The sequence below is a fragment of the Streptosporangium sp. G12 genome, assembly GCF_052983175.1.
Genome location: NZ_JBRIQO010000001.1, coordinates 696,971 through 716,630 on the forward strand (window position 1 = coordinate 696,971; position 19,660 = coordinate 716,630).

General features: G+C 69.8%; 18 protein-coding genes and 1 riboswitch. Of the genes, 7 read left to right on the plus strand and 11 right to left on the minus strand.

The window, feature by feature from the left end:
• Positions 1–122: 122 nt before the first annotated feature.
• Positions 123–282, minus strand: a riboswitch (cyclic di-AMP (ydaO/yuaA leader).
• 329 nt (positions 283–611) lie between these two features.
• The 4 genes from ACVCAG_RS02945 to ACVCAG_RS02960 all read right to left on the minus strand — a co-directional run bounded on the left by ACVCAG_RS02945 (position 612) and on the right by ACVCAG_RS02960 (position 4,535).
• Positions 612–1,310: a methyltransferase domain-containing protein gene (locus ACVCAG_RS02945; RefSeq protein ID WP_440081819.1), complete on the minus strand. Its 699-nt coding sequence runs from the start codon at positions 1,308–1,310 to the stop codon at positions 612–614.
• Positions 1,311–1,410: 100 nt separating this feature from the next.
• Positions 1,411–2,361 (minus strand): NlpC/P60 family protein, encoded by a 951-nt coding sequence (locus ACVCAG_RS02950; RefSeq protein WP_440081818.1) that lies wholly within the window; start codon positions 2,359–2,361, stop codon positions 1,411–1,413.
• A 231-nt stretch (positions 2,362–2,592) separates the two neighbouring features.
• On the minus strand, positions 2,593–3,225 hold the full coding sequence (locus ACVCAG_RS02955) for a hypothetical protein (protein WP_440081817.1): 633 nt from the start codon (positions 3,223–3,225) through the stop codon (positions 2,593–2,595).
• Positions 3,226–3,272: 47 nt separating this feature from the next.
• Positions 3,273–4,535: an NYN domain-containing protein gene (locus tag ACVCAG_RS02960; protein ID WP_440081816.1), complete on the minus strand. Its 1,263-nt coding sequence runs from the start codon at positions 4,533–4,535 to the stop codon at positions 3,273–3,275.
• A gap of 238 nt (positions 4,536–4,773) precedes the next feature.
• On the opposite strand from ACVCAG_RS02960, the gene ACVCAG_RS02965 reads away from it, so the two are divergent.
• The 3 genes from ACVCAG_RS02965 (at position 4,774) to ACVCAG_RS02975 (ending at position 8,082) form a co-directional block, all read left to right on the plus strand.
• A complete protein-coding gene (locus tag ACVCAG_RS02965) occupies positions 4,774–5,907 on the plus strand; it encodes a phosphotransferase (RefSeq protein ID WP_440081815.1) in 1,134 nt (377 codons plus the stop codon).
• 119 nt (positions 5,908–6,026) lie between these two features.
• Positions 6,027–7,751 carry a DEDD exonuclease domain-containing protein gene (locus ACVCAG_RS02970; RefSeq protein ID WP_440081814.1) on the plus strand — a complete coding sequence of 575 codons (1,725 nt, stop codon included), beginning with the start codon at positions 6,027–6,029 and terminating at the stop codon, positions 7,749–7,751.
• A gap of 43 nt (positions 7,752–7,794) precedes the next feature.
• Positions 7,795–8,082 carry an Lrp/AsnC ligand binding domain-containing protein gene (locus ACVCAG_RS02975; RefSeq protein ID WP_440065255.1) on the plus strand — a complete coding sequence of 96 codons (288 nt, stop codon included), beginning with the start codon at positions 7,795–7,797 and terminating at the stop codon, positions 8,080–8,082.
• Here ACVCAG_RS02975 and ACVCAG_RS02980 read toward each other — a convergent pair.
• The 3 genes from ACVCAG_RS02980 to ACVCAG_RS02990 form a co-directional block, all read right to left on the minus strand.
• Positions 8,025–9,002 carry a histidine kinase gene (locus ACVCAG_RS02980; RefSeq protein WP_440081813.1) on the minus strand — a complete coding sequence of 326 codons (978 nt, stop codon included), beginning with the start codon at positions 9,000–9,002 and terminating at the stop codon, positions 8,025–8,027. The genes ACVCAG_RS02975 and ACVCAG_RS02980 overlap by 58 nt on opposite strands.
• 221 nt (positions 9,003–9,223) lie before the next feature.
• Positions 9,224–10,294, minus strand: coding sequence for an anthranilate phosphoribosyltransferase (trpD, locus tag ACVCAG_RS02985; protein ID WP_440081812.1), 1,071 nt, complete (start codon positions 10,292–10,294; stop codon positions 9,224–9,226).
• 28 nt (positions 10,295–10,322) lie between these two features.
• On the minus strand, positions 10,323–10,721 hold the full coding sequence (locus ACVCAG_RS02990) for a hypothetical protein (RefSeq protein WP_344917239.1): 399 nt from the start codon (positions 10,719–10,721) through the stop codon (positions 10,323–10,325).
• A gap of 195 nt (positions 10,722–10,916) precedes the next feature.
• Between ACVCAG_RS02990 and ctaE the strand changes: the two genes are divergently transcribed.
• The 4 genes from ctaE to qcrB are packed head-to-tail and all read left to right on the plus strand — an operon-like array spanning position 10,917 to position 15,160.
• A complete protein-coding gene (gene ctaE, locus ACVCAG_RS02995; RefSeq protein WP_440081811.1) occupies positions 10,917–11,534 on the plus strand; it encodes an aa3-type cytochrome oxidase subunit III in 618 nt (205 codons plus the stop codon).
• A 16-nt stretch (positions 11,535–11,550) separates the two neighbouring features.
• Positions 11,551–12,366, plus strand: a complete 816-nt coding sequence (gene qcrC, locus ACVCAG_RS03000; RefSeq protein ID WP_362676659.1) for a cytochrome bc1 complex diheme cytochrome c subunit — start codon at positions 11,551–11,553, stop codon at positions 12,364–12,366.
• Complete coding sequence (gene qcrA / locus ACVCAG_RS03005) at positions 12,363–13,478, plus strand: cytochrome bc1 complex Rieske iron-sulfur subunit (RefSeq protein ID WP_362676661.1); 1,116 nt, start codon at positions 12,363–12,365, stop codon at positions 13,476–13,478. The genes qcrC and qcrA overlap by 4 nt, the downstream gene beginning before the upstream one ends.
• Entirely contained in the window at positions 13,475–15,160 is a 1,686-nt protein-coding gene (gene qcrB / locus ACVCAG_RS03010) for a cytochrome bc1 complex cytochrome b subunit (protein ID WP_440081810.1), read from the plus strand. Before qcrA ends, qcrB begins: the two co-directional genes overlap by 4 nt.
• 242 nt (positions 15,161–15,402) lie before the next feature.
• Here the strand turns inward: qcrB and ACVCAG_RS03015 are convergent, their stop codons facing one another.
• From ACVCAG_RS03015 to ctaC, 4 genes are all read right to left on the minus strand, one after another.
• Positions 15,403–16,638, minus strand: coding sequence for an Ig-like domain-containing protein (locus ACVCAG_RS03015; RefSeq protein WP_440081808.1), 1,236 nt, complete (start codon positions 16,636–16,638; stop codon positions 15,403–15,405).
• 156 nt (positions 16,639–16,794) lie between these two features.
• Positions 16,795–17,190 carry a cytochrome c oxidase subunit 4 gene (locus ACVCAG_RS03020; protein ID WP_440081807.1) on the minus strand — a complete coding sequence of 132 codons (396 nt, stop codon included), beginning with the start codon at positions 17,188–17,190 and terminating at the stop codon, positions 16,795–16,797.
• A complete protein-coding gene (gene ctaD / locus ACVCAG_RS03025; RefSeq protein WP_440081806.1) occupies positions 17,187–18,845 on the minus strand; it encodes an aa3-type cytochrome oxidase subunit I in 1,659 nt (552 codons plus the stop codon). The genes ACVCAG_RS03020 and ctaD overlap by 4 nt, the downstream gene beginning before the upstream one ends.
• Positions 18,842–19,591, minus strand: coding sequence for an aa3-type cytochrome oxidase subunit II (gene ctaC, locus ACVCAG_RS03030; RefSeq protein WP_440081805.1), 750 nt, complete (start codon positions 19,589–19,591; stop codon positions 18,842–18,844). The genes ctaD and ctaC overlap by 4 nt, the downstream gene beginning before the upstream one ends.
• Between the last annotated feature and the right edge of the window lie 69 nt (positions 19,592–19,660).

Genomic DNA, 19,660 nt, shown 5'->3' on the forward strand with positions numbered 1-19,660 from the left:
CCGTGGACCCCAGGGTGACCGCTCCGGCTGAGGCGGTCAGGGTGAGGGCGATGCCGCCGAGGGAAAGGCGGAAAAGGCGCGACAGACGAGGGTTGTACGGGGTGGTAGACAGGATTTCTCCTTGGGACTTCCACTGATGCCTACCGGGTTAGCTGACGGATTCGGGCTTGGAAGATGCCCTACGGCACAAACGCGCCGATTCACCCCTGGCCACGCTGTATCGGGCCTTTTGGGTCCCCGGTTCCATGCCTCCTGGCTGCATAGATTCGGCGGGCCGCCGCGACGAGCCCTGCCCCCGGGTGGGGGCGCGGCGGCCGGTTGGATTTCTATAGGGACACCGGCCCGAAGACCGACATTCACCGCGACGGCGTGGCTTGCACGTCGCGACGCCAGAAGTTACCCCGATCTCCAACTTTCGGCAAAGCATTCGCCAAATTGGAAGATCTACTACCCCTCTTGATCTTCCTGTTACCCCTGCTTAATGGCTATTTATGCTATTGAGATATGACTCTCGTCACACCCTTCTCTCTAGTCCGACAAATCACGATTTATGTAATCTTCATCACACTCACCGCCGGTGGAGCGGTCCCGGACGATCCGGCCGGGTGACCTCAGCGCCTGACGCACGTGTAGGCGCCGTACATCGACTCCCGGAAGCCCGCCTCGACGATCTCGAATCCGGCGGCGTCGAGCATCGGTTCGAGCAGCCACCTGAAGGTGCTGTACTCGGTGCGCAGATGCTCGGCGTAGTCGTCGCGGGTGTAGCCCAGCGCGGGATCGCCCGCCGCGCCGTCGAGCCAGCGGCCGAGCACGGCGTCGGCGTCGGCCGGCCGGAAGTCGAAGATCAGGTCCCGCAGGCGCAGGACGCCCCCGGGCCGTACGATCCGCGCGACGCGGTCGAGCGCGACGGCCTTCCAGAAGTCGGGGAGCTGGTGGAGCGCGTGGCGGGTGTAGACCGCGTCGGCGGGCGGCCCCGCGTGCTCGTAGGACAGGAAGCCCGCACGCACGCGCTCAAGGCCGGAGAGCCCCTCCTCGGCGGCGCGGGCGCCGAGGAAGTCGTGCATCGCCGGGGAGACGTCCACCGCCACCACCCGCCGGAACCGCCGCGCCGCGGCGAGGGCGAACTGCCCCGTCCCCGCGCCGAACTCCACGACCGTCGCCGCCTCCCCCACGCCGTGCCCCGCGAGCACGGCGAGGTCCTCCCCGGGGTCGGGCCTGCCCTGCTTGCGGTCGAACCCGGCGACGAACGCGGCGTCGAGGTGCTCGGGACCGGCGTACGCGAGCTCGTCGGGCATCCACGGCTTGATCATGTCCCGATGCTGGCAGTACCGCCGTGTCCGGCACATCCGGTTTTTTCCGGCACCCCGTCACGCGCGAGGCGGGGCCGGGACCTCCCCGGCGGGAGCGCGGTCAGGGGCGGACGGCTCCGACGATGCGGCGGCCGTAGGCGGACAGCGGGACGACCTTGACGACGTCGCCGGTCTGCGGGGCGTGCACGATCTGGCCGTTGCCCGCGTACATGCTGACATGGCCGAGACCCTCGCTGAAGATGAGGTCGCCCGGCTGGAGCTCGCTCAGCGAGACCTTGCGGCTCGCGCCCCAGCTCCACTGCTCCCAGGTCGTGCGGGGGAGGCTGACCCCCCCGCTGCGCCAGGCGCCCTGGACCAGGCCGGAGCAGTCCCAGCCGCCGGGGCCCGTGCCACCGTACCGGTAGGGCTTGCCGACCTGGGCGAAGGCGAACTGCAGGGCGGCGCGGGCGTTGCCCGAGGCGGAGCCGTTGTACTGGATCCCGGCGCTCTCGGGGTTGCCCGTCCTGAAGGCGTTGAGCTCGCGCAGGATCTTCGTCTGGGCCTTGACCATCTTGTCGGCCCTGGCCTTCTCCCTGGCCAGCTCGTCACGCGTCTCGTCGGCCTCGGCCAGCGCCTTTTTCGCCTGGTCCCGGCTGGTCCGCAGCGCCTTGGTGGCCTCGTCGAAGGCGTTCAGGGACTGGGCGCGGGAGGTGGACATCTGGTCGGCGGCGGCCAGGCCGCTCAGCAGGGCGCCGGGATCGGCCTGGTAGATCATGCCTTCCCAGCCGTTGATCACGCCGACCTGGTAGGTGCTGACGGCCATCGTGACGAGCTCCTTGCGCAGCCCGGCGACCTGCTCGTTCTGGCGGGTCAGGTCCTCGTTGAGCGTGCGGTACTTCTTCCTGGCCCGCTTCCACTTCTCCGAGGCCTGGTTGTACTTCTCGACGACCTGGTCGGCCTGCTCGTTGAGCTTTTCCAGCTTCTTCTTGGCCTGGGCGGCCGTCGGCTTCGGCTCGGCGGACGCTCCGCCCATCGGCAGCGTCAGCAACGCGAGAGCGAGTCCGACCGCCACCGGTATCCGAATCAGTCCAACCGGCAAACCCGCCACGGCCACGTCAACGCCTCCCGACTGCACCAGACCTGCGGCGAATAGTACAGAAGAAGTAATGATTGACTCACCTTTTCGCCGGGTTTGCTCCTTAATTGCAGGTGAAACCCTTTACCCGCGACCGGCGGCGCCCGTCTCGCGACCGGCGGCGCCCCGGCCACGGGGGCGGTCCGCCCCGGACCCCGCCCGGTCCCGCTACCCGCAGGTGGCGATGTCGCAGATCTTGGCGGTCATCTTCCTGGCGTCACGCAGCTGAACGGCCCAGTCGCTCTTCGCGGGCTTGGCGTACTCGCCCGCCCAGAGGTAGACCAGGACGGCGTTGCCCTTCCTGACCAGCACGCTCCGCTCGCCGCCCACCCCGGCCCTTCTGCCGTAGTAGACCTGCCCGGAGATCCTCAGCGCCTCGTCGCCGAGCCCGGTCAGGCGCGAGGAGGCGTAGCGGTAGCCGGTACCCGAGTCGGTCCTGGCCCCGCACCTGGTCAGGGCGGCGCGCACCTGGGCGACGGCCGAGGCGGCCGAGGCCCGCGAACCGTACAGGACCACCTGCTCGACCTTCATGAAGTCCGGCACGCCGGTGAAGGTCACCGTCCGCGCGGCCACCCGGCCGGTCGCGGCCAGCGTGCTCCTGTCGCACGGGTTGACGGCCAGCCTGGCCTTCGCCGAGTTGCCGACCCGCCAGTTGGTCTCGGGGTCGTCGTCCTTCTTGGCGGCGTCCTTCTCGTACAGCAGGAAGCCCTTGGGGATGGCGGCCGTCGTGGCCGCCGCGGGTGTGGTGACGGTCGCTCCGGCGGCCAGGACGGCGAGGGCGAGCGTTATGATCTTCTTCATCGAATCAAACCTCCTGGGTGATCCGATGCTCGGCGACCGCGAAAGGTTTACGCGCGCCCCAGACGCCGGAGAAGAAGCACCGAGGGCACCGGCCTGGCGCCCATCCTGCGGACCGACTCGGCCACCTCGCGATCGGAGGAGACCACCGCGACCGCACGCCCCGCGGGCTCGGCGCGGACCAGCTGGCGGATCAGGTCGTCGGCGATCTGGTTCGGGGCGCTGAACATCACGCGCACCCCCCTGGGCGCCGACACCGGGACCGGCCCGTTCAGCTCGGCGCCGTCGAAGACACAGGTCAGCTCGGTGCGGGTCTGCGCGTAGAGCGCGCCGAGACCGGTGAGGAGGCGGGTGCGCTGGTCGGCCAGGGTGAACGTGCCGTAACCGGTCTTGGTCACGTTGTAACCGTCGACGATCAGGTGGATCTGCGGCAGCGCGAGCAGCTGGTCGAGCAGGGCGGGGTCGTCGTCGGCGAGCGCCCGCGCGGGAACCGCCTGGACCCCCTGCCTGCCGGGCGCCACCGAGGCCACCGAGTCGGCGGGACGGTGGATGCCCGAGGGCAGGGCGAGCTCCCTGCGCAGCCCGGCGGCGGCGTCCTGCAGCGCGTCGAGCAGCATGCGCACCTTGGTGTCCTCCACGCTGCGGCCCTCACGGGCGGCCCTGCGCGTCGACTCCAGCTGCCGCTCGGCGTCGGCCAGCCGCTCGCGCAGGCGGCGCAGCTCGCTCTCCACCGTGCTCCCCGCCGAGAGCGCGGCGGCGCGCGCCTCGTCGGCCACCTCCTGGGCGGCGGCGGCGCGCGCCTCGGCCGCCCTGGTCCGCTCACGGGCGTCGTGCAGCCTGCGGCGCAGGTCGGAGACCTCCGAGCGCGAGGTCTTGAGCTGCTCGCGCAGCCGCTCCGACTCCTCCTTGGCCGCGGTCTTCTGGGCGGCCAGCTGCTCGCGCAGCCGGGAGACCGTCTGCTCCTGCGCCGAGCCCTCGGCCGCGGCGGCCGACCGCTCCAGGTCGGCGCGGGCCGTCTCCACCATGTCCACCCAGCCGGGCGGCCGGGTCAGGTAGGCGGCCGCGGCCACCATGACGGGCTCGGCGGCCGGTGGGACCGTGCCCTCGGCGAGGCTCGCGATCAGCTCGGGCCAGCCCTCGGTCAGCGTCTCCGCGACCAGCTCGCGGAACTTCTTGTCGGTCTCCAGCTGTGCGGCGATCGGCGCCCCGCCCAGCCTGGCCCGCTTGCGGGGGTCGAACTTGGCGATCCCCTTCAGGGGCAGCGGCACCGAGGCGGCGGGCATCGAACCGAGAATCTGGGAGGCCAGCTCCACGACATGTAAGCGAACCTGCTCGGGTAACGGACGAGACAGGCCCTCTCCGGCTGAACTCATCACGGCCCCTACTCGGATCGGTCTTCACGTCAAGGGTACGGCTACCGCACCCTGACCCCGACCTGACCGTGAATCGACCGATGGCCGACGAGCCCGTGAACGCTTCATGGACAAGTGCTTGCTGGTGGGTTACGACTGTGCGGATCGCCTTGTGACGCACGCCACCCGGGAGAGCGCGATGGACGAGCCGACGAACGAGGCCGGCCGGCAGGCCGACAAGAGCATGCGGACATCGACCCGCGACCTCGAGGAGTTGCGGGAGCGGATGCGCTCATGGCTCGCCGGAAGGGTGGGCTCTCCCGTCGCCGTCTCCCCGCTGTCCCGCCCCTCGGGCAACGGCATGTCCAGCGAGACCCTGCTCTTCGACGCCTCCTGGACCTCCGCCGAGGGCGGGCACGACGTCGCGTGCGTCGCCCGGATGGCCCCGGCGAGCGAGGCGGTGCCGGTCTTCCCCGGCTACGACCTCGGCAGGCAGTACGAGGTCATGCGGATGGTCAGGGAGCGGGCGGGCGTGCTCGCGCCCCGGGCCCTGTGGTACGAGCCCGACCCCGGGCGGCTGGGCGCCCCGTTCTTCGTGATGGAGCGGCTCACCGGCGACGTGCCGCCGGACGTGATGCCCTACACCTTCGGGAGCTGGCTGCTGGACGCCTCCCCCGCCGACCGCGGCCGGCTGCAGCGGAGCAGCGTCGAGATCCTGGCCGCGCTGCACGACGCCCCGTTCACCGCCGAGGAGCTGCGCCCCCTGGAGACCCCCGGGACGGGCGGGACGGCGCTGCGCAGGCACGTCGACGAGCAGCGGGCCTACTACGAGTGGGCGCACGGCTCGATGCCCGTCCCGCTGCTGGAGCGGGCGTTCGGCTGGCTGGAGGAGCACTGGCCGGCCGATCCGGGGCCCGACGTGCTGAACTGGGGCGACGCCCGCATCGGGAACGTGATGTACCGCGACTTCACCCCGGTGGCGGTGCTCGACTGGGAGATGGCCGCGATCGCCCCCCGCGAGCTGGACATCTCCTGGATGATCTTCCTGCACACCTTCTTCCAGGACATCACCGAGTTCATGGAACTGCCGGGGATGCCCGACTTCATGCGGCGCGAGGATGTCTGCCAGACGTACCACGAAATAACGGGATACAAGCCCCGGGACATGGAGTTCTACGAGACGTACGCCGCCCTCAGGCACGGCATCATCATGGCCCGCGTCCGGCAGCGCCAGGTCCACTTCGGCGAGCAGGCCATGCCCGACGACCCCGACGACCTGGTGATGCACCGGGCCCTCCTCGAACGGATGCTGGACGGGAGTCACTGGAGCTGAGGCCCTCCGGAGGCCCTCACGGGCCCCGGAGGGCGCGGGTTCTCCCGGCACCGGCGCGCACCGGCCCGGGGAGGGCCCGGTGCGGTAAATGTCGGTCGGGGCTTCTATGGTCGTGAATCGTGGACTACGCCGTGCAGGGAACACTCGACGAGCTGGGCACCCCGCTCAGCCAGATCACCTTCGTCGTGTTCGACCTGGAGACCACCGGCGTCTCGGCGGGCGAGCATGCGATCACCGAGATCGGGGCGGTCAAGGTCAGGGGTGGCGAGGTGCTCGGCGAGTTCGCCACCCTGGTCGACCCCGGCTCGCCGATCCCGCCGTTCATCTCGGTGCTGACCGGCATCACCGACAGCATGGTGGTGGCGGCGCCGAGGATCGAGTCGGTGCTGCCGTCCTTCCTGGAGTTCGCCGCGGGTTCCACCCTGGTGGCGCACAACGCGGGCTTCGACCTGGGGTTCGTCAGGGCGGCCTGCGCCGCGCACGGCTATCCCCCACCGGCCCACCAGGTGGTCGACACCGTCGACCTGGCCCGCAAGCTGCTCACCCGCGACGAGGCGCCCAACTGCAAGCTGTCCACGCTCGCCAAGATCTTCAGCCACACCGAGCCCTGCCACCGGGCGCTCGCCGACGCGCGGGCCACCGTCGACGTGCTGCACGCCCTGCTGGAGCGGGCGGGCTCCTTCGGGGTGCAGACGCTGGAGGAGCTCAAGGGCTTCGTCCGCGCGCCCACCCCCGAGCAGCGCCGCAAGCGGCACCTGGCCGACTCGGTGCCGGCCGGCCCCGGCGTCTACGTGTTCGAGGACGAGGGCGGCGACCCGCTCTACGTCGGCAAGAGCACCAACCTGCGCAACCGCGTGCGCAGTTACTTCACCGCGAGCGAGACCAGGCCTCGCGTCCGCGAGATGATCGGCATCGCCGCGCGGGTCAGGTCGATCGCCTGCGCGACCTCGCTGGAGGCCGAGGTCAGGGAGCTGCGGCTGATCGGCTCGGCCAAGCCCCGCTACAACCGCAGGTCGCGCTTCCCCGAGAAGATGTTCTGGCTCAAGCTGACCGACGAGCCGTTCCCCCGCCTGTCGGTCGTCCGCGAGGTGAGGGACGACGAGGCCTCCTACCTCGGCCCGTTCAACAGCACCCGCGCCGCCGAGGACGCCCGCACGGCCCTGCACGAGACGATCCCGCTGCGGCAGTGCACCGAGCGGATCACCCCGCGCACCAGGCGCTCCGCCTGCGCCCTCGCCGAGATCGGGAGGTGCGGGGCGCCGTGCGAGGGCCGCCAGAGCCCCGGCGAGTACGCCGTGCACGTCGTGGCGGCCCGCCGGGCGATGGAGCTGGACGCCGCCCCGGTCTTCTCCGCGATCGAGGCCAGGATGGAGCGGCTCGCCCTCGACCAGCGCTACGAGGAGGCCGCGGCCGACCGCGACCGGCTCGCCTCCTACGTCCGCACCTCGGCCCGCATGCAGCGGCTGCGGTCGCTGACCGCGATCTCCCAGATGGTCGCCGCCGCCCCCCTGCCGGGCGGCGTCTGGGAGATCCACGTCATCCGGTACGGGCGGCTCGCCTCGGCCGGGGTGATGCCGAAGGGCGCCCACCCCACCCCGTTCGTCGAGGCGCTGACCGCCACCGCTGAGACGGTGCCGCCGGGCCCCGGGCCGGTCCACGCGGCCAGCGCCGAGGAGACCGAGTGCGTCCTGCGCTGGCTGGAGACCCCCGGGGTGCGGCTGGTGCAGGTCGAGGGCACCTGGAGTCTGCCCGTCTCGGGCGCGGGGCGGCTCAAGGCCCGTATCGACCGCGCCTACCAGACGGCCGAGCCGCGCCGGGCGCGCGAGGGCCGCCCGCTGCGCTGATAGCTTCTGAGACGAAATGCCGCACTCAACGAGGAGGAAGCTCGTGGTCACCGCGATCGTTCACATCAACGCCGAGGTGGACCGGATCTCCGAGGTCGCCCAGACGGTCGCCGAGATCGACGGGGTGAGCGAGGTCTACTCCATAACCGGGGAGTACGACCTGCTGGCCATGGTCCGCGTCCCCGCCTACGAGGAGATCGCCGAGGTCGTCCCCGGCCGGATCAACAAGGTGGACGGGGTGCTGCACACCGAGACCCACGTCGCCTTCCGGGCCTACTCGCGGCACGACCTGGACGCCGCCTTCTCGATCGGCCTCGGCGAGTCCGACTGATCCTCACCCGGGCCGGCACCCGGGCACGGCCCGGCGGATCCGGCGGGGGCCGTCTCACCCGGGCCGGCGGAGCCCGGACGCGGCCCGAGGCGCGCCATGACGGTGACGTCACCCTCGCCGGTACGGCCGCCGGCCTCGCCCGCGGTGGGCAGCCGCGCCCGCACCTCGAACCCCCCTCCGGGCAGGGTGCCGGCCGCCAGCGTCCCTCCGAAGAGGGCGGCCCGCTCGCGCATGCCGAGCAGACCGTGCCCCGCGGCCGCCGTGGGGACGGTCCTGCCGTCGTCCCGTACGAGAACGTCGAGGAGACCCGGCCGCCAGCGCAGCGTGACGCGGGCCGAGCGGGCACCGGCGTGCCGCAGGGTGTTGTCGAGCGCCTCCTGGACGATGCGGTAGGCCACCAGTTCGAGGGCGAGCCCGACCTCGGCGGGCCTGCCGTCCTCGACCACGTCCACCCGCAGGCCCCGCGCCCTGACCCCGGCGAGCAGGTCGCGCAGGTCGGACAGCCTGGGCTGGGGCGTCCTGCCGGCCGGGAGACCGTCGAGGTCGAGCAGCGCCAGGGTGCGCTGGAGCTCGACGAGTGCCTGGCGCCCCGACTCCTCGGCCACCCTCAGGGTCTCCCTGGCCCGCTCGGGGTCCTTGTCCATGATCATTCGCCCGGCGCCCACCCCGAGCGTCATCATGCTGATCCCGTGGGCGACGACGTCGTGCAGTTCGCGGGCGATGCGCGCCCGCCTCCGGGCGAGCTGGGCGCCGGCCAGCGCCTCCCCCTGGTCGGCGAACCTGGCCTCCCAGGACCTGAGCCTCAGCAGCAGGAGCCTGCGCTCCCGCACCAGGCCCGCCACGGCCACGCACAGGACGAGCGCCGCGCACGACAGCAGGATGGGGAACATCTGCCCGGTCAGGAGGTCGGCACGCCACATGGCCGCAATCTAGAACGGCCACCCGGGGCGATACATCCCCTCGTGGGCGGATCTTGCATCCGCCCACGAGAGGAGGACCTCCGGCACCGGGACGGCCCGGCACACCGTGGCGACCCCGGCCGCCCGGCCGGGACACCTCCGGCCATCCGGGACGACGACGCCGGGACGGCCTTCGCGAGCGAGGCGGCCGGGGCCTCGCCCGGACCCCTCCCCGACGGAGGTCAGGACGGCTTCAGGGCCCGGCTGACCTCGATCCAGCGGTCGAGGGTCTCGGCCGCGGCACCGGAGTCGACGGCCTTCGTCGCGCGCTCGTACCCCGCGGCCATCGCGGCGTTCAGGTCGTCACCGGCACCGTCGTCCGCGCCCTCGCCCGCGCCGTCGAGGGCGACCAGCGCGGCGGCGGCGTTCAGCAGCACCGCGTCGCGGACCGGCCCCGTCCTGCCGCCGACCAGGTCGCGGACGGCCTGGGCGTTGAACACCACGTCCCCCCCGCGCAGCGCGTCGGGCGCCGCCCTGGGGATGCCGAGGGCTGACGGGTCGAAGACGACCTTCTCGAGGGCGCCCCGGCGCACCACCCACACCGTGGAGGTCGTGGCGATGGTGAGCTCGTCCAGCCCGTCGTCGCCCCTGAAGACCAGCGCGGAGGCCCCGCGCTCGGCGAAGACGCCCGCGACGGTGGGGAGCATCCCCGCGTCGAAGATGCCGATCGCCTGGGCGGCGGGCCTGGCCGGATTGGTCAGCGGGCCCAGGAAGTTGAAGATCGTGGGGACGCCGAGCTCCTTGCGCGTGGGGCCCACGAAGCGCAGCGCCGGGTGGTAGACCGGCGCGAAGCAGAAGGCGATCCCCGCCTCGACGGCGACCCTGGCGGTGTCGGCCGGGGCCAGATCGAGCACGATCCCGAGGTGTTCCAGGACGTCGGCGGCGCCGCAGGAGGAGGAGGCGGCCCGGTTGCCGTGCTTGACGACCCTCGCCCCGGCGGCGGCGGCCACGATCGCGGCCATGGTGGAGACGTTGACGGTGTGGGCCCGGTCGCCGCCGGTGCCGACGACGTCGACGACGGGGCCCTCGACCGACAGCGGGGTGGCCCGCTCCAGCATCGTGCGCGCCAGGCCGGTCACCTCCGCGACCGTCTCGCCCTTCGCCCTCATCGCCACCGCGAAGCCCGCGATCTGGGCGGACGTGGCGGAGCCGGACATGATCTGGTTCATCGCCCAGGCGGCCTCGTCGGCCGTCAGGTGCTCGCCCGCGATCAGGGCGGATAACAGCGCGGGCCAGGTGGTGCGCGCGTCCATGGAGGTCTCCAGGGGGGTTTCCGGGGGGCTACCGGGCGGACAGGCGGGTGGACAGGCGGCGGCGCATCAGGTCGGCGACGGTCTCGGCGAGGACGACCGGGTCGATCGGCTGCGGCACGACGGCCTCGGCCCGCGACCACTCGGCCAGCCAGCGGTCGTCGCGGCGGGCGATCAGCAGGCAGATCGGCGGGCAGTCGTGGACCTCGTCCTTGGCCTGGCGGGCCACGCCCATGCCGCCGGCGGGCTGGGCCTCGGCGTCGAGCACGGCGACGTCGATCTCGCCGGAGTCGAAGTGCTGGACGACCTTGGCGTGGGTGGCGCACTCCACGATCTCCACGAGGGGCACGTCGCCGGCGGGGCGGCGGCCGATCGCCTGCCGCACCTTCTCGCGGGTGCTCGCGTCGTCGCTGTAGACGAGGACCCTCATCTTGTCGTCGGTGCTCACGGTCGCGCTCACTATCCCTCGTCGATGTATGGTCACCTGGGATGCTACCGGTCAGCCGGTCCGGAGACCCAGGCCGGAGCCGAGGGCGAGCGAATTGCCCCATACGTCCACTTTGGGGGGACGTGCGCACCCGCTATCGGGGGGTCGTGCGGCGACCCGAGCAGGAGAGCCGCAATAATGCTGCCCGTGGCGACAGCATCCGCAATTTCAACGACGACGACAGCACACTCGTCCCGCAGACCCGATCTGGTCAGCGTCGGGACGATTGTCTGGCTGTCCTCCGAGCTCATGTTCTTCGCGGCGCTGTTCGCGATGTACTTCACCATCCGGTCGGTGAGCATCGGCCAGGGCCTGCCCTGGCCCGAGGCCCATCTGAACGTCCCGTTCGCCCTTGTCAACACGATCATCCTGGTCCTGTCGAGTGTGACCTGCCAGCTGGGCGTGTGGGCGGCAGAGAAGGGCCAGGTCGCCAAGCTGCGCTTCTGGTACGTCGTCAGCTTCCTGATGGGCGCCGTGTTCGTGGGCGGCCAGCTGTACGAGTACAGCCAGCTGGTCCACGAGGGGCACACGCTGTCGCACTCCGCGTACGACTCCGTGTTCTACCTGACCACGGGCTTTCACGGCCTGCACGTGACCGGTGGACTGATCGCGTTCCTGTTCATGCTGGGACGCACGTACGCCGCGAAGCGCTTCACCCGTGAGCAGGCGACCAGCGCGATCGTCGTGTCCTACTACTGGCACTTCGTCGACGTGGTCTGGATTGGCCTTTTCGTAACCATCTATGGCATTCACTAAGGAATCGGGGATCTCTGTGAATAGGATCACCGCTGGGCGGCGGCATCCCCTCGCGAGATACGCCGTCCTGCTCCTGGCCCTGGGCCTGATCGGCGGGGTCTACACCGTCGCGCTCGCGGTCTCCCCCAGCCGGCAGGCCGACGCCGCCATCGCGTCCGGCAGGGCCGACGACGTGGCGGAGGGCAAGAAACTCTTCGAGCAGAGCTGCTCCAGCTGTCACGGCCTCAACGCCGAGGGCACCGCGCAGGGCCCGACCCTGATCGGCGTCGGCGCCGCCTCCGTGGACTTCCAGGTCGGCAGCGGCCGCATGCCCCTGGCCAACCCCAGCGCGCAGGCACCGCGCAAGCCCCTGGCGCCCTGGGTCAACGAGGACACCGTCCGGCAGCTCGCCGCCTACGTGCAGTCACTCGGCGGCGGCCCGACCGTCCCGACCGACGAGCAGGTCGACGCCTCCAAGGGCGACAAGTCCAAGGGCGGGGAGCTGTTCCGCGCGAACTGCATCCAGTGCCACAACTTCGTCGGCTCCGGCGGCGCCCTGACCCAGGGCAAGTACGCACCGCCGCTCCACCAGGCCAGCGAGAGGCAGATCTACGAGGCGATGATCACCGGCCCGCAGGCGATGCCGGTGTTCAACGACAGCATCATCACCCCCGAGCAGAAGCGGGACATGATCGCCTACATCGTGGGCGTGCGCGAGGAGCCCAACCCGGGCGGCGCCGGTCTCGGCCGCATCGGCCCGGTCACGGAGGGTCTGGTGGCCTGGGTCGTCGGGCTCAGCCTCCTCTCCCTGGCCGCCATCTGGATCACCGCGAAGAGGCGACAGGCCAAATGACTGACAACAATCACGACATCGAGCAGCCGGAGGAGCGCGCGCCGAAGCGCGTGATCGGCACCCCCTCCCCGGCGGCGAGCACCTCGCTTCTCGGCCGCGACGAGCCGAGGAAGACGGACGTCGTCCAGGTTCCCGGGGTGGTCCCGCAGGACGAGGCGACCGCGAAGAAGGGCGAGCGGTACGCCGCCCTCTGCTTCCTGGTCGCCTTCCTGGGGGGCATCGGCTTCGTGGTGTCGTACGTCGTCTTCCAGGTCGGCGACATCGAGAAGACGCAGGTCTCCAACCTCGCGCTGGGCGGCACGCTCACCCTGGCCCTGCTCGGGCTGGCCGCGGGCCTGACCACCTGGGTCCGCCTGGTCATGCCCAAGTACAACCTGGTCCAGGAGCGCCACACGATGGCCTCCGACCCCGAGACCAGGTCCTACGTGGCCGAGACCTTCCTGCAGGGGGCGAACGAGAGCGGCATCGTCAAGCGCCCGCTGCTGCGCCGCACCCTGCTGGCCGCCGCCGCCCCGCTCGGCCTGGCCCCGCTGGTCCTGCTGCGCGACCTCGGCCCGAGCCACACGAACTTCCCGGCCAAGCTGCGGCACACCGTCTGGGGCGAGAAGACCAAGGACGGCAAGCCGCGCAAGCTCCTCGTCGAGGGAAGCGGCTCGCCCATCAGGGCCGCCGACTTCAACTCCCCCGGCGGCATCCTCTCCGTGGTGCCCGAAGGGTACGAGCACGACCTGAACGCGCTGGCCAAGGCCACGCTGATCCTGATCAAGTTCCGTCCCGAGGAGCTCAAATCCGGGACCAACCTGAACTGGACGCACGACGGGATCGTGGCGTACTCCAAGATCTGCACGCACGTCGGCTGCCCCGCGGCCCTGTACGAGCAGACCACCCACCACATCCTGTGCCCGTGTCACCAGTCGACCTTCGACGCCGCCGACGGCGCCAAGGTCATCTTCGGCCCGGCCGCTCGGCCGCTTCCTCAGCTGCCGATCGCCGTCGATAATGAGGGATATCTCGTCGCAACGGCGGATTTCGCGGTCCCTGTGGGTCCCAGCTTCTGGGAGCGCGGCGACGCCGAGGCCGAGGTCCGTGAGAACGGAGCCCAAAAGTCATGAGCATCGAGACCGTTCCCAAGCCCATCGAGGGTGCGAGCACCTTCGTCGACGACCGCATCGGCGCGGGAAACTTCCTCCGGCGCAACCTGCGGAAGATCTTCCCCGACCACTGGTCGTTCCTGCTGGGTGAGATCGCGCTCTACTCGTTCATCATCCTGCTGCTGACCGGCACGTTCCTGACGTTCTTCTTCAAGCCCGGCATGGGCCACGTCGAGTACGCCGGCTCGTACGGCCCGCTGCAGGGCGTCACCATGTCCGAGGCGTACGCCTCGTCGCTGAGCATCAGCTTCGACGTGCGCGGCGGCCTGCTGATGCGGCAGATGCACCACTGGGCGGCCCTGCTGTTCATCGGCGGCATGATGGTGCACGCGCTCCGGGTGTTCTTCACCGGCGCCTACCGCAAGCCGCGCGAGCTCAACTGGCTGATCGGCGTGCTGCTGCTCACGCTGGCGCTGCTCGAGGGCCTGACCGGTTACTCCCTGCCCGACGACCTGCTCTCCGGCGCCGGTCTGCGGATCACCGAGGGTGTGGCGATCTCGCTGCCGCTGGTCGGCACCTGGATCACCTTCTTCCTCTTCGGCGGCGAGTATCCGGGCGAGGACGTCATCGCGCGCTTCTACTCGCTGCACATCCTGCTCATCCCCGGCATCCTGCTCGCGCTCATCACGGCTCACATGATCCTGATGTGGGTCCAGAAGCACACGCAGATGCCGGGCAAGGGCCGCACCAACGAGAACGTGGTGGGCGCGCCGTTCTACCCGGCCTTCATGATCAAGGCCGGCGCCTACTTCATGTTCACCTTCGGGGTCATCGCGATGCTGGGCACCTTCGCCCAGATCAACCCGATCTGGCTGTTCGGTCCCTACACCCCCGCCGACATCTCGGCGGGCTCGCAGCCCGACTTCTACATGGGCTTCCTCGAGGGCGCGCTGCGCCTGATGCCCGCCTGGGAGCTCAACCTCTTCGGCGGCGCGGGGGGCACGCTCGCGATGAGCGTGCTGATCCCGGCCCTGGTGCCGATGGGCATCGTCATGACGGGCCTGGCGCTGTACCCGTTCATCGAGCAGTGGGTCACCGGCGACCGCCGCGAGCACCACGTCGCGGAGCGTCCCCGCAACAACCCGCACCGCACCGCGATCGGCATGTCGGCGGTCACGTTCTACGGCGTCCTGTGGCTGCTGGGCGCCAACGACGAGATCTCCGCGTTCTTCCACATCTCGCTGAACTGGACGACCTACGCGGGCCGGTTCCTGGTGATCGCCGGCCCCGTGCTGGCGTACGTCATCACCTACCGGATCTGCCTGGGCCTGCAGCGCAGCGACGCGGCGATCATCAGCCACGGCGTGGAGTCCGGTGTGATCAAGCGCCTGCCCCACGGCGAGTACATCGAGGTCCACGTCCCGCCGCACGAGGCCATCGAGGCCCACATGCGGGGCAAGGAGGTGATCCCGATCGTCTCCGGAGGCGGCGCGGGCCCGAAGAGCCGCGACGACATCCCGTCCAAGGGGATGCGCGGCCCGCTCGGCAGGCTGCGCGCCAAGATGAGCGCGGCGTACGGCGGCGAGAAGATCCCGCTCGACGACGGCCACGGCCACGGCGAGGACCACGACGCCATCGGCACGGGTCACGGGGAGCACGCGGCGGTCGGCCAGGCCGGGGACGACAGGTCCCTGACCCGCTGACCCGCCACGGCTGACGCCACCCGGAGGGCCCGGACACCATGTGGTGTCCGGGCCCTCCGCTTTGCGCGTCACCGGACGACGGCCTCGCACGTCACCGGACGACGGGTACGGCGATGCCCCCGAGCTGCCACAAGGCCCCCGCAGGGGCCTCCAGAAGGCTTCTGCGGGCCTTTCCCCGGCCGAGGCCGCAACAACCCATCCCGTTTCCCCGGCGGTCCCAGGGAACGTCAGGACGCCGCCGGTCAGACGTCGTCGGTGTTGAAGTGCTTGAGGCTGCTCCACTTGAGCCACTGCTTCCAGCTCTCCTGCCAGTGCCCCCACCCGTTCATGGGCTCCAGGACGCGGGGCGAGCCGGTGATGATGATCGGGTCCCCGATCAGGGTGTTGTCGAGGAACCACTTGGCGTTGCTCGGGCTGACGTTGACGCAGCCGTGGCTGACGTTGGAGTTGCCCTGGGAGCCGACCGACCACGGGGCGCTGTGGATGTACTCACCGCTGTTGGAGATGCGGACGGTGTCGTAGACGGTCAGCTGGTAGTAGCCGGGGGAACCGGGCCCGATGCCCGGGGAGGTCATGACGGTGACGTCCTCCCGCGACATGGCCAGGTGCACGCCGCTGGTCGTGTGGTACTTCCAGTTGCCGCCCTGCCCTGCGCTCATGGGTATCTCGCGGACGACTTTGCCGTTGCGCTTCACGGTGAGATGGTGCGTCTGGACACTGCCCCGGGTGATCTGCGAGCGGCCGATCTTGAAGTTGACGGTCTTGTTCGCCGCTCCGTACAGGCCGTTGCCGCCGCGTACCCCCGCCAGGCGGGCCTCGACCCGGACCCTCGTACCGGCGGGCCAGAATTTCTTCGGGCGGAAGTGGACGTTCCGGGCGTCGAACCAGTGCCACGCCCCCAAGACCGGTCTGGAGGTGCGGACGAACAGGTTGCGCTCGATGGAGACCCGGTCGGTGACGTCGCGATCGAAGGTGATCATCACCGGCATGCCGACACCGACGGTCAGGCCGGTCGTGTCCCTGCCCGGCATGAAGTTCTCGATCGCGAAGGTCTCGCGTCCCTTCACCGTGGAGAAGGAGGAGGTCGTGGTGGTGACGGCGCCCGCCGGGTTGACGGCCGTCACGGAGACCTCGTAGGAGGCCCCTGGAGCCGCGACACCCCTGCTGCGCCACTGGGTACCGTCGGCGCTGAGAACGCCCGGCAGGGAGCCTTTGGCGCCCTTCACGGCCCTGACGGCGACCTGTCGCAGGGTGCCGCCCTGCGCCGCGACCAGGACGGGGGTGTCCGTGGGAACGCCCCTGGCCCTGTCGAGAGGGGCCACGGTGACGACGGCCGCGGCGACGGCGGCGGGTGAGTTCTGCGCCGCCTGTGGCGTCCGGCCGCCCTGTACGGCGGTGTTTCCCGAGCAGGAGGCCGCCACCAGCGCGAGAGTCAGCAGTCCCGCTCCCTGGCTCGAACCACGGATCGCGTGCCCCACATGAACTCCCCTGTCCCGGACTGAACCACTGATTCAGTTATTACCCGGAGTAAGCGGTTCACCACATAAGACATCCACCCTAGGCGCCAAATAAACGCCAAAAAGCGGGCCACGGAAGCTTTCCGTGGCCCGCTCGGACGGCGGTGAAACGCGAGGTCAGTGCGAGAAGTTGCCCCGGTAGTACTCGAAGACGAAACCGATCATGCTCATCACGATCGCGAACACGCCGATCAGGAAGAGCCACCAGCCGATGACCAGGCCGACCGCGCTGAGCGCGACGGCCAGGCAGACGAAGAGCGGCCACCAGCTGTGCGGGCTGAAGAAGCCGAGCTCGCCGGCACCCTCGCTGATCTCGCCCAGCTTGTCGTCCTCCGGCTGCTCGCCGATCCGGCGGGCCGTGTACATGAGGTAGTAACCGATCATGAACGCGAAGCCCACCGAGATGGCCATCGCCGTCGTGCCGACCGGCTCCTTGGACCAGTACCAGTAGACGACGTCCACGGCGGCGAAGAAGACGCCGCAGAGGATGAACAACCAGCCCTGGACCTTCATCGGTTCTCCTCCAGCTCATGGGCCGGGATGTGCGGGTGCTTGAGGTCGAACGCCGGGCGCTCGGACCGGATGCGGGGCAGCGAGGTGAAGTTGTGCCTCGGCGGCGGGCAGGACGTCGCCCATTCGAGCGAGTTGCCGTACCCCCACGGGTCGTCCACGGTGACCTGCGGCGCGGTCTTGTGGGTCTTCCACACGTTGTAGAGGAACGGCAGCGTGGAGGCGCCCAGCAGGAACGCGCCGACCGAGGAGACCATGTTGAGGTCGGTGAAGCCGTCGATCGGGCTGTAGTCGGCGTAACGGCGCGGGAAGCCCTGCGCGCCGAGCCAGTGCTGGACCAGGAAGGTGGTGTGGAAACCGATGAACAGCGTCCAGAAGTGGATCTTGCCCATCGTGTCGTTCAGCATCTTGCCGGTGAACTTGGGCCACCAGAAGTAGAAGCCCGCGAACATCGCGAACACCACGGTGCCGAAGACCACGTAGTGGAAGTGCGCGACCACGAAGTAGGAGTCGGAGACCTGGAAGTCCAGCGGCGGGGAGGCCAGGATGACACCGGTCAGGCCGCCGAACAGGAACGTCACCAGGAAGCCGATCGAGAACAGCATCGGCGACTCGAACGACAGGTGGCCGCGCCACATGGTGCCGATCCAGTTGAAGAACTTCACCCCGGTGGGCACCGCGATGAGGAACGTCATGAAGGAGAAGAACGGTAGCAACACCTGTCCCGTGGGGAACATGTGGTGCGCCCACACGGTGATCGACAGACCCGCGATGGCGATCGTCGCGCCGACCAGGCCGATGTAGCCGAACAGCGGCTTGCGGCTGAAGACCGGCAGTACCTCGGTCACGATGCCGAAGAACGGCAGCGCGATGATGTAGACCTCCGGATGGCCGAAGAACCAGAACAGGTGCTGCCAGAGCAGCGCGCCGCCGGTCTGGGAGTCGAAGATGTGCGTGCCGAGCTTGCGGTCGGACTCCAGCGCCAGCAGCGCGGCGGCGAGCACCGGGAAGGCCATCAGCACCAGGATCGAGGTGAGCAGGACGTTCCAGGTGAACATCGGCAGGCGGAACATGGTCATGCCCGGCGCGCGCATGCAGACGATCGTGGTGATGAAGTTCACCGAGCCGAGGATCGTGCCCAGACCGCTGATGGTCAGGCCGACGATCCACAGGTCGCCGCCGACGCCGGGAGAGTAGATGGCGTCCGACAGCGGGGCGTAGGCGAACCAGCCGAAGCTGGCCGCGCCGCCCGGGGTGATGAAGCCCGACAGGGCGATGAGGCTGCCGAAGGTGAAGAGCCAGTAGCTGACCATGTTCAGCCGCGGGAAGGCGACGTCGGGGGCGCCGATCTGCAGCGGCATGAGCTCGTTGGCGAAGCCCGCGAACAGCGGGGTCGCGAACATCAGCAGCATGACGGTGCCGTGCATGGTGAACAGCTGGTTGAACTGCTCGTTGCTGGTGAACTGGAGACCCGGCTGCGCAAGCTCCGCCCTCATGACCAGCGCCATGACGCCGCCGATCAGGAAGAAGACGAACGAGGTGATCAGGTAGAGGTGTCCGATGATCTTGTGATCGGTGGACGACGCCCACTTCGTGATGATCGAGCCCTTGCGGGTCGGCACCGGGGAGAGGACGAGGGGTTCGTTAAGTGCGGTCACTGGGCACCCGCCTGGCTAGCGATGTACTGGTCGAACTCGTCCGGAGTGACGAGCTTCACCGAGAAGAGCATCCGGCTGTGGTCGACGCCGCAGAGCTCGGCACAGCGGCCGGCGAAGGTACCGGTCGTCTTCAGGGTCTCGACCTCGAACCTGTTGTTCACGCCGGGGATCACGTCGAGCTTGAAGTGGAACGCCGGGACCCAGAAGGAGTGGATGACGTCCGGCGAGTTGAGGAAGAACTTGATCTTCTTACCGGCCGGCAGCACCAGCTGCGGCCCGGCCATGTAGTTCTCCGCGGGCTTGCCGACGACCTGGGCGGTCTTGCCGTTGTACTCCGTGGTGAAGCGCCAGCTCCACTGGAAGCCCTCGACCTTGACCGTCACGTCGGGCTTGGGGGACAGGGTGGTGATGTAGTTCTGGTCCCGCGCGGTGAAGAAGAAGAACACGCCGACCATGATGATCGGCACCACCGTGTAGAGGATCTCGATCGGGAGGTTGTACCGCACCTGAGGCGGCAGCTCCTCCTTGGAGTTCTTCTTCTTTCGGTGGAAGGCGACGGACCAGAGGATCAGGCCCCACACGACCACACCGGTGCCGAGAGCGGCGATCCACGAGCCGTTCCACAGGCTCTGGACGGCTTCGGACTGCTTGGTGACGCCCTCGGGCAGGCCCGCTCGGGACCAGTCTTCGGCACTGCACGCCGTCAGGGAAACCAGCAGCAGCGCCAGAGCGGCAGCGCGTGGCACCCGGCGGCGGGCCAACGAACGCCGTGCAGAACGGCGGGTCGGACTCACGGATCGCCTACCCCACAGATG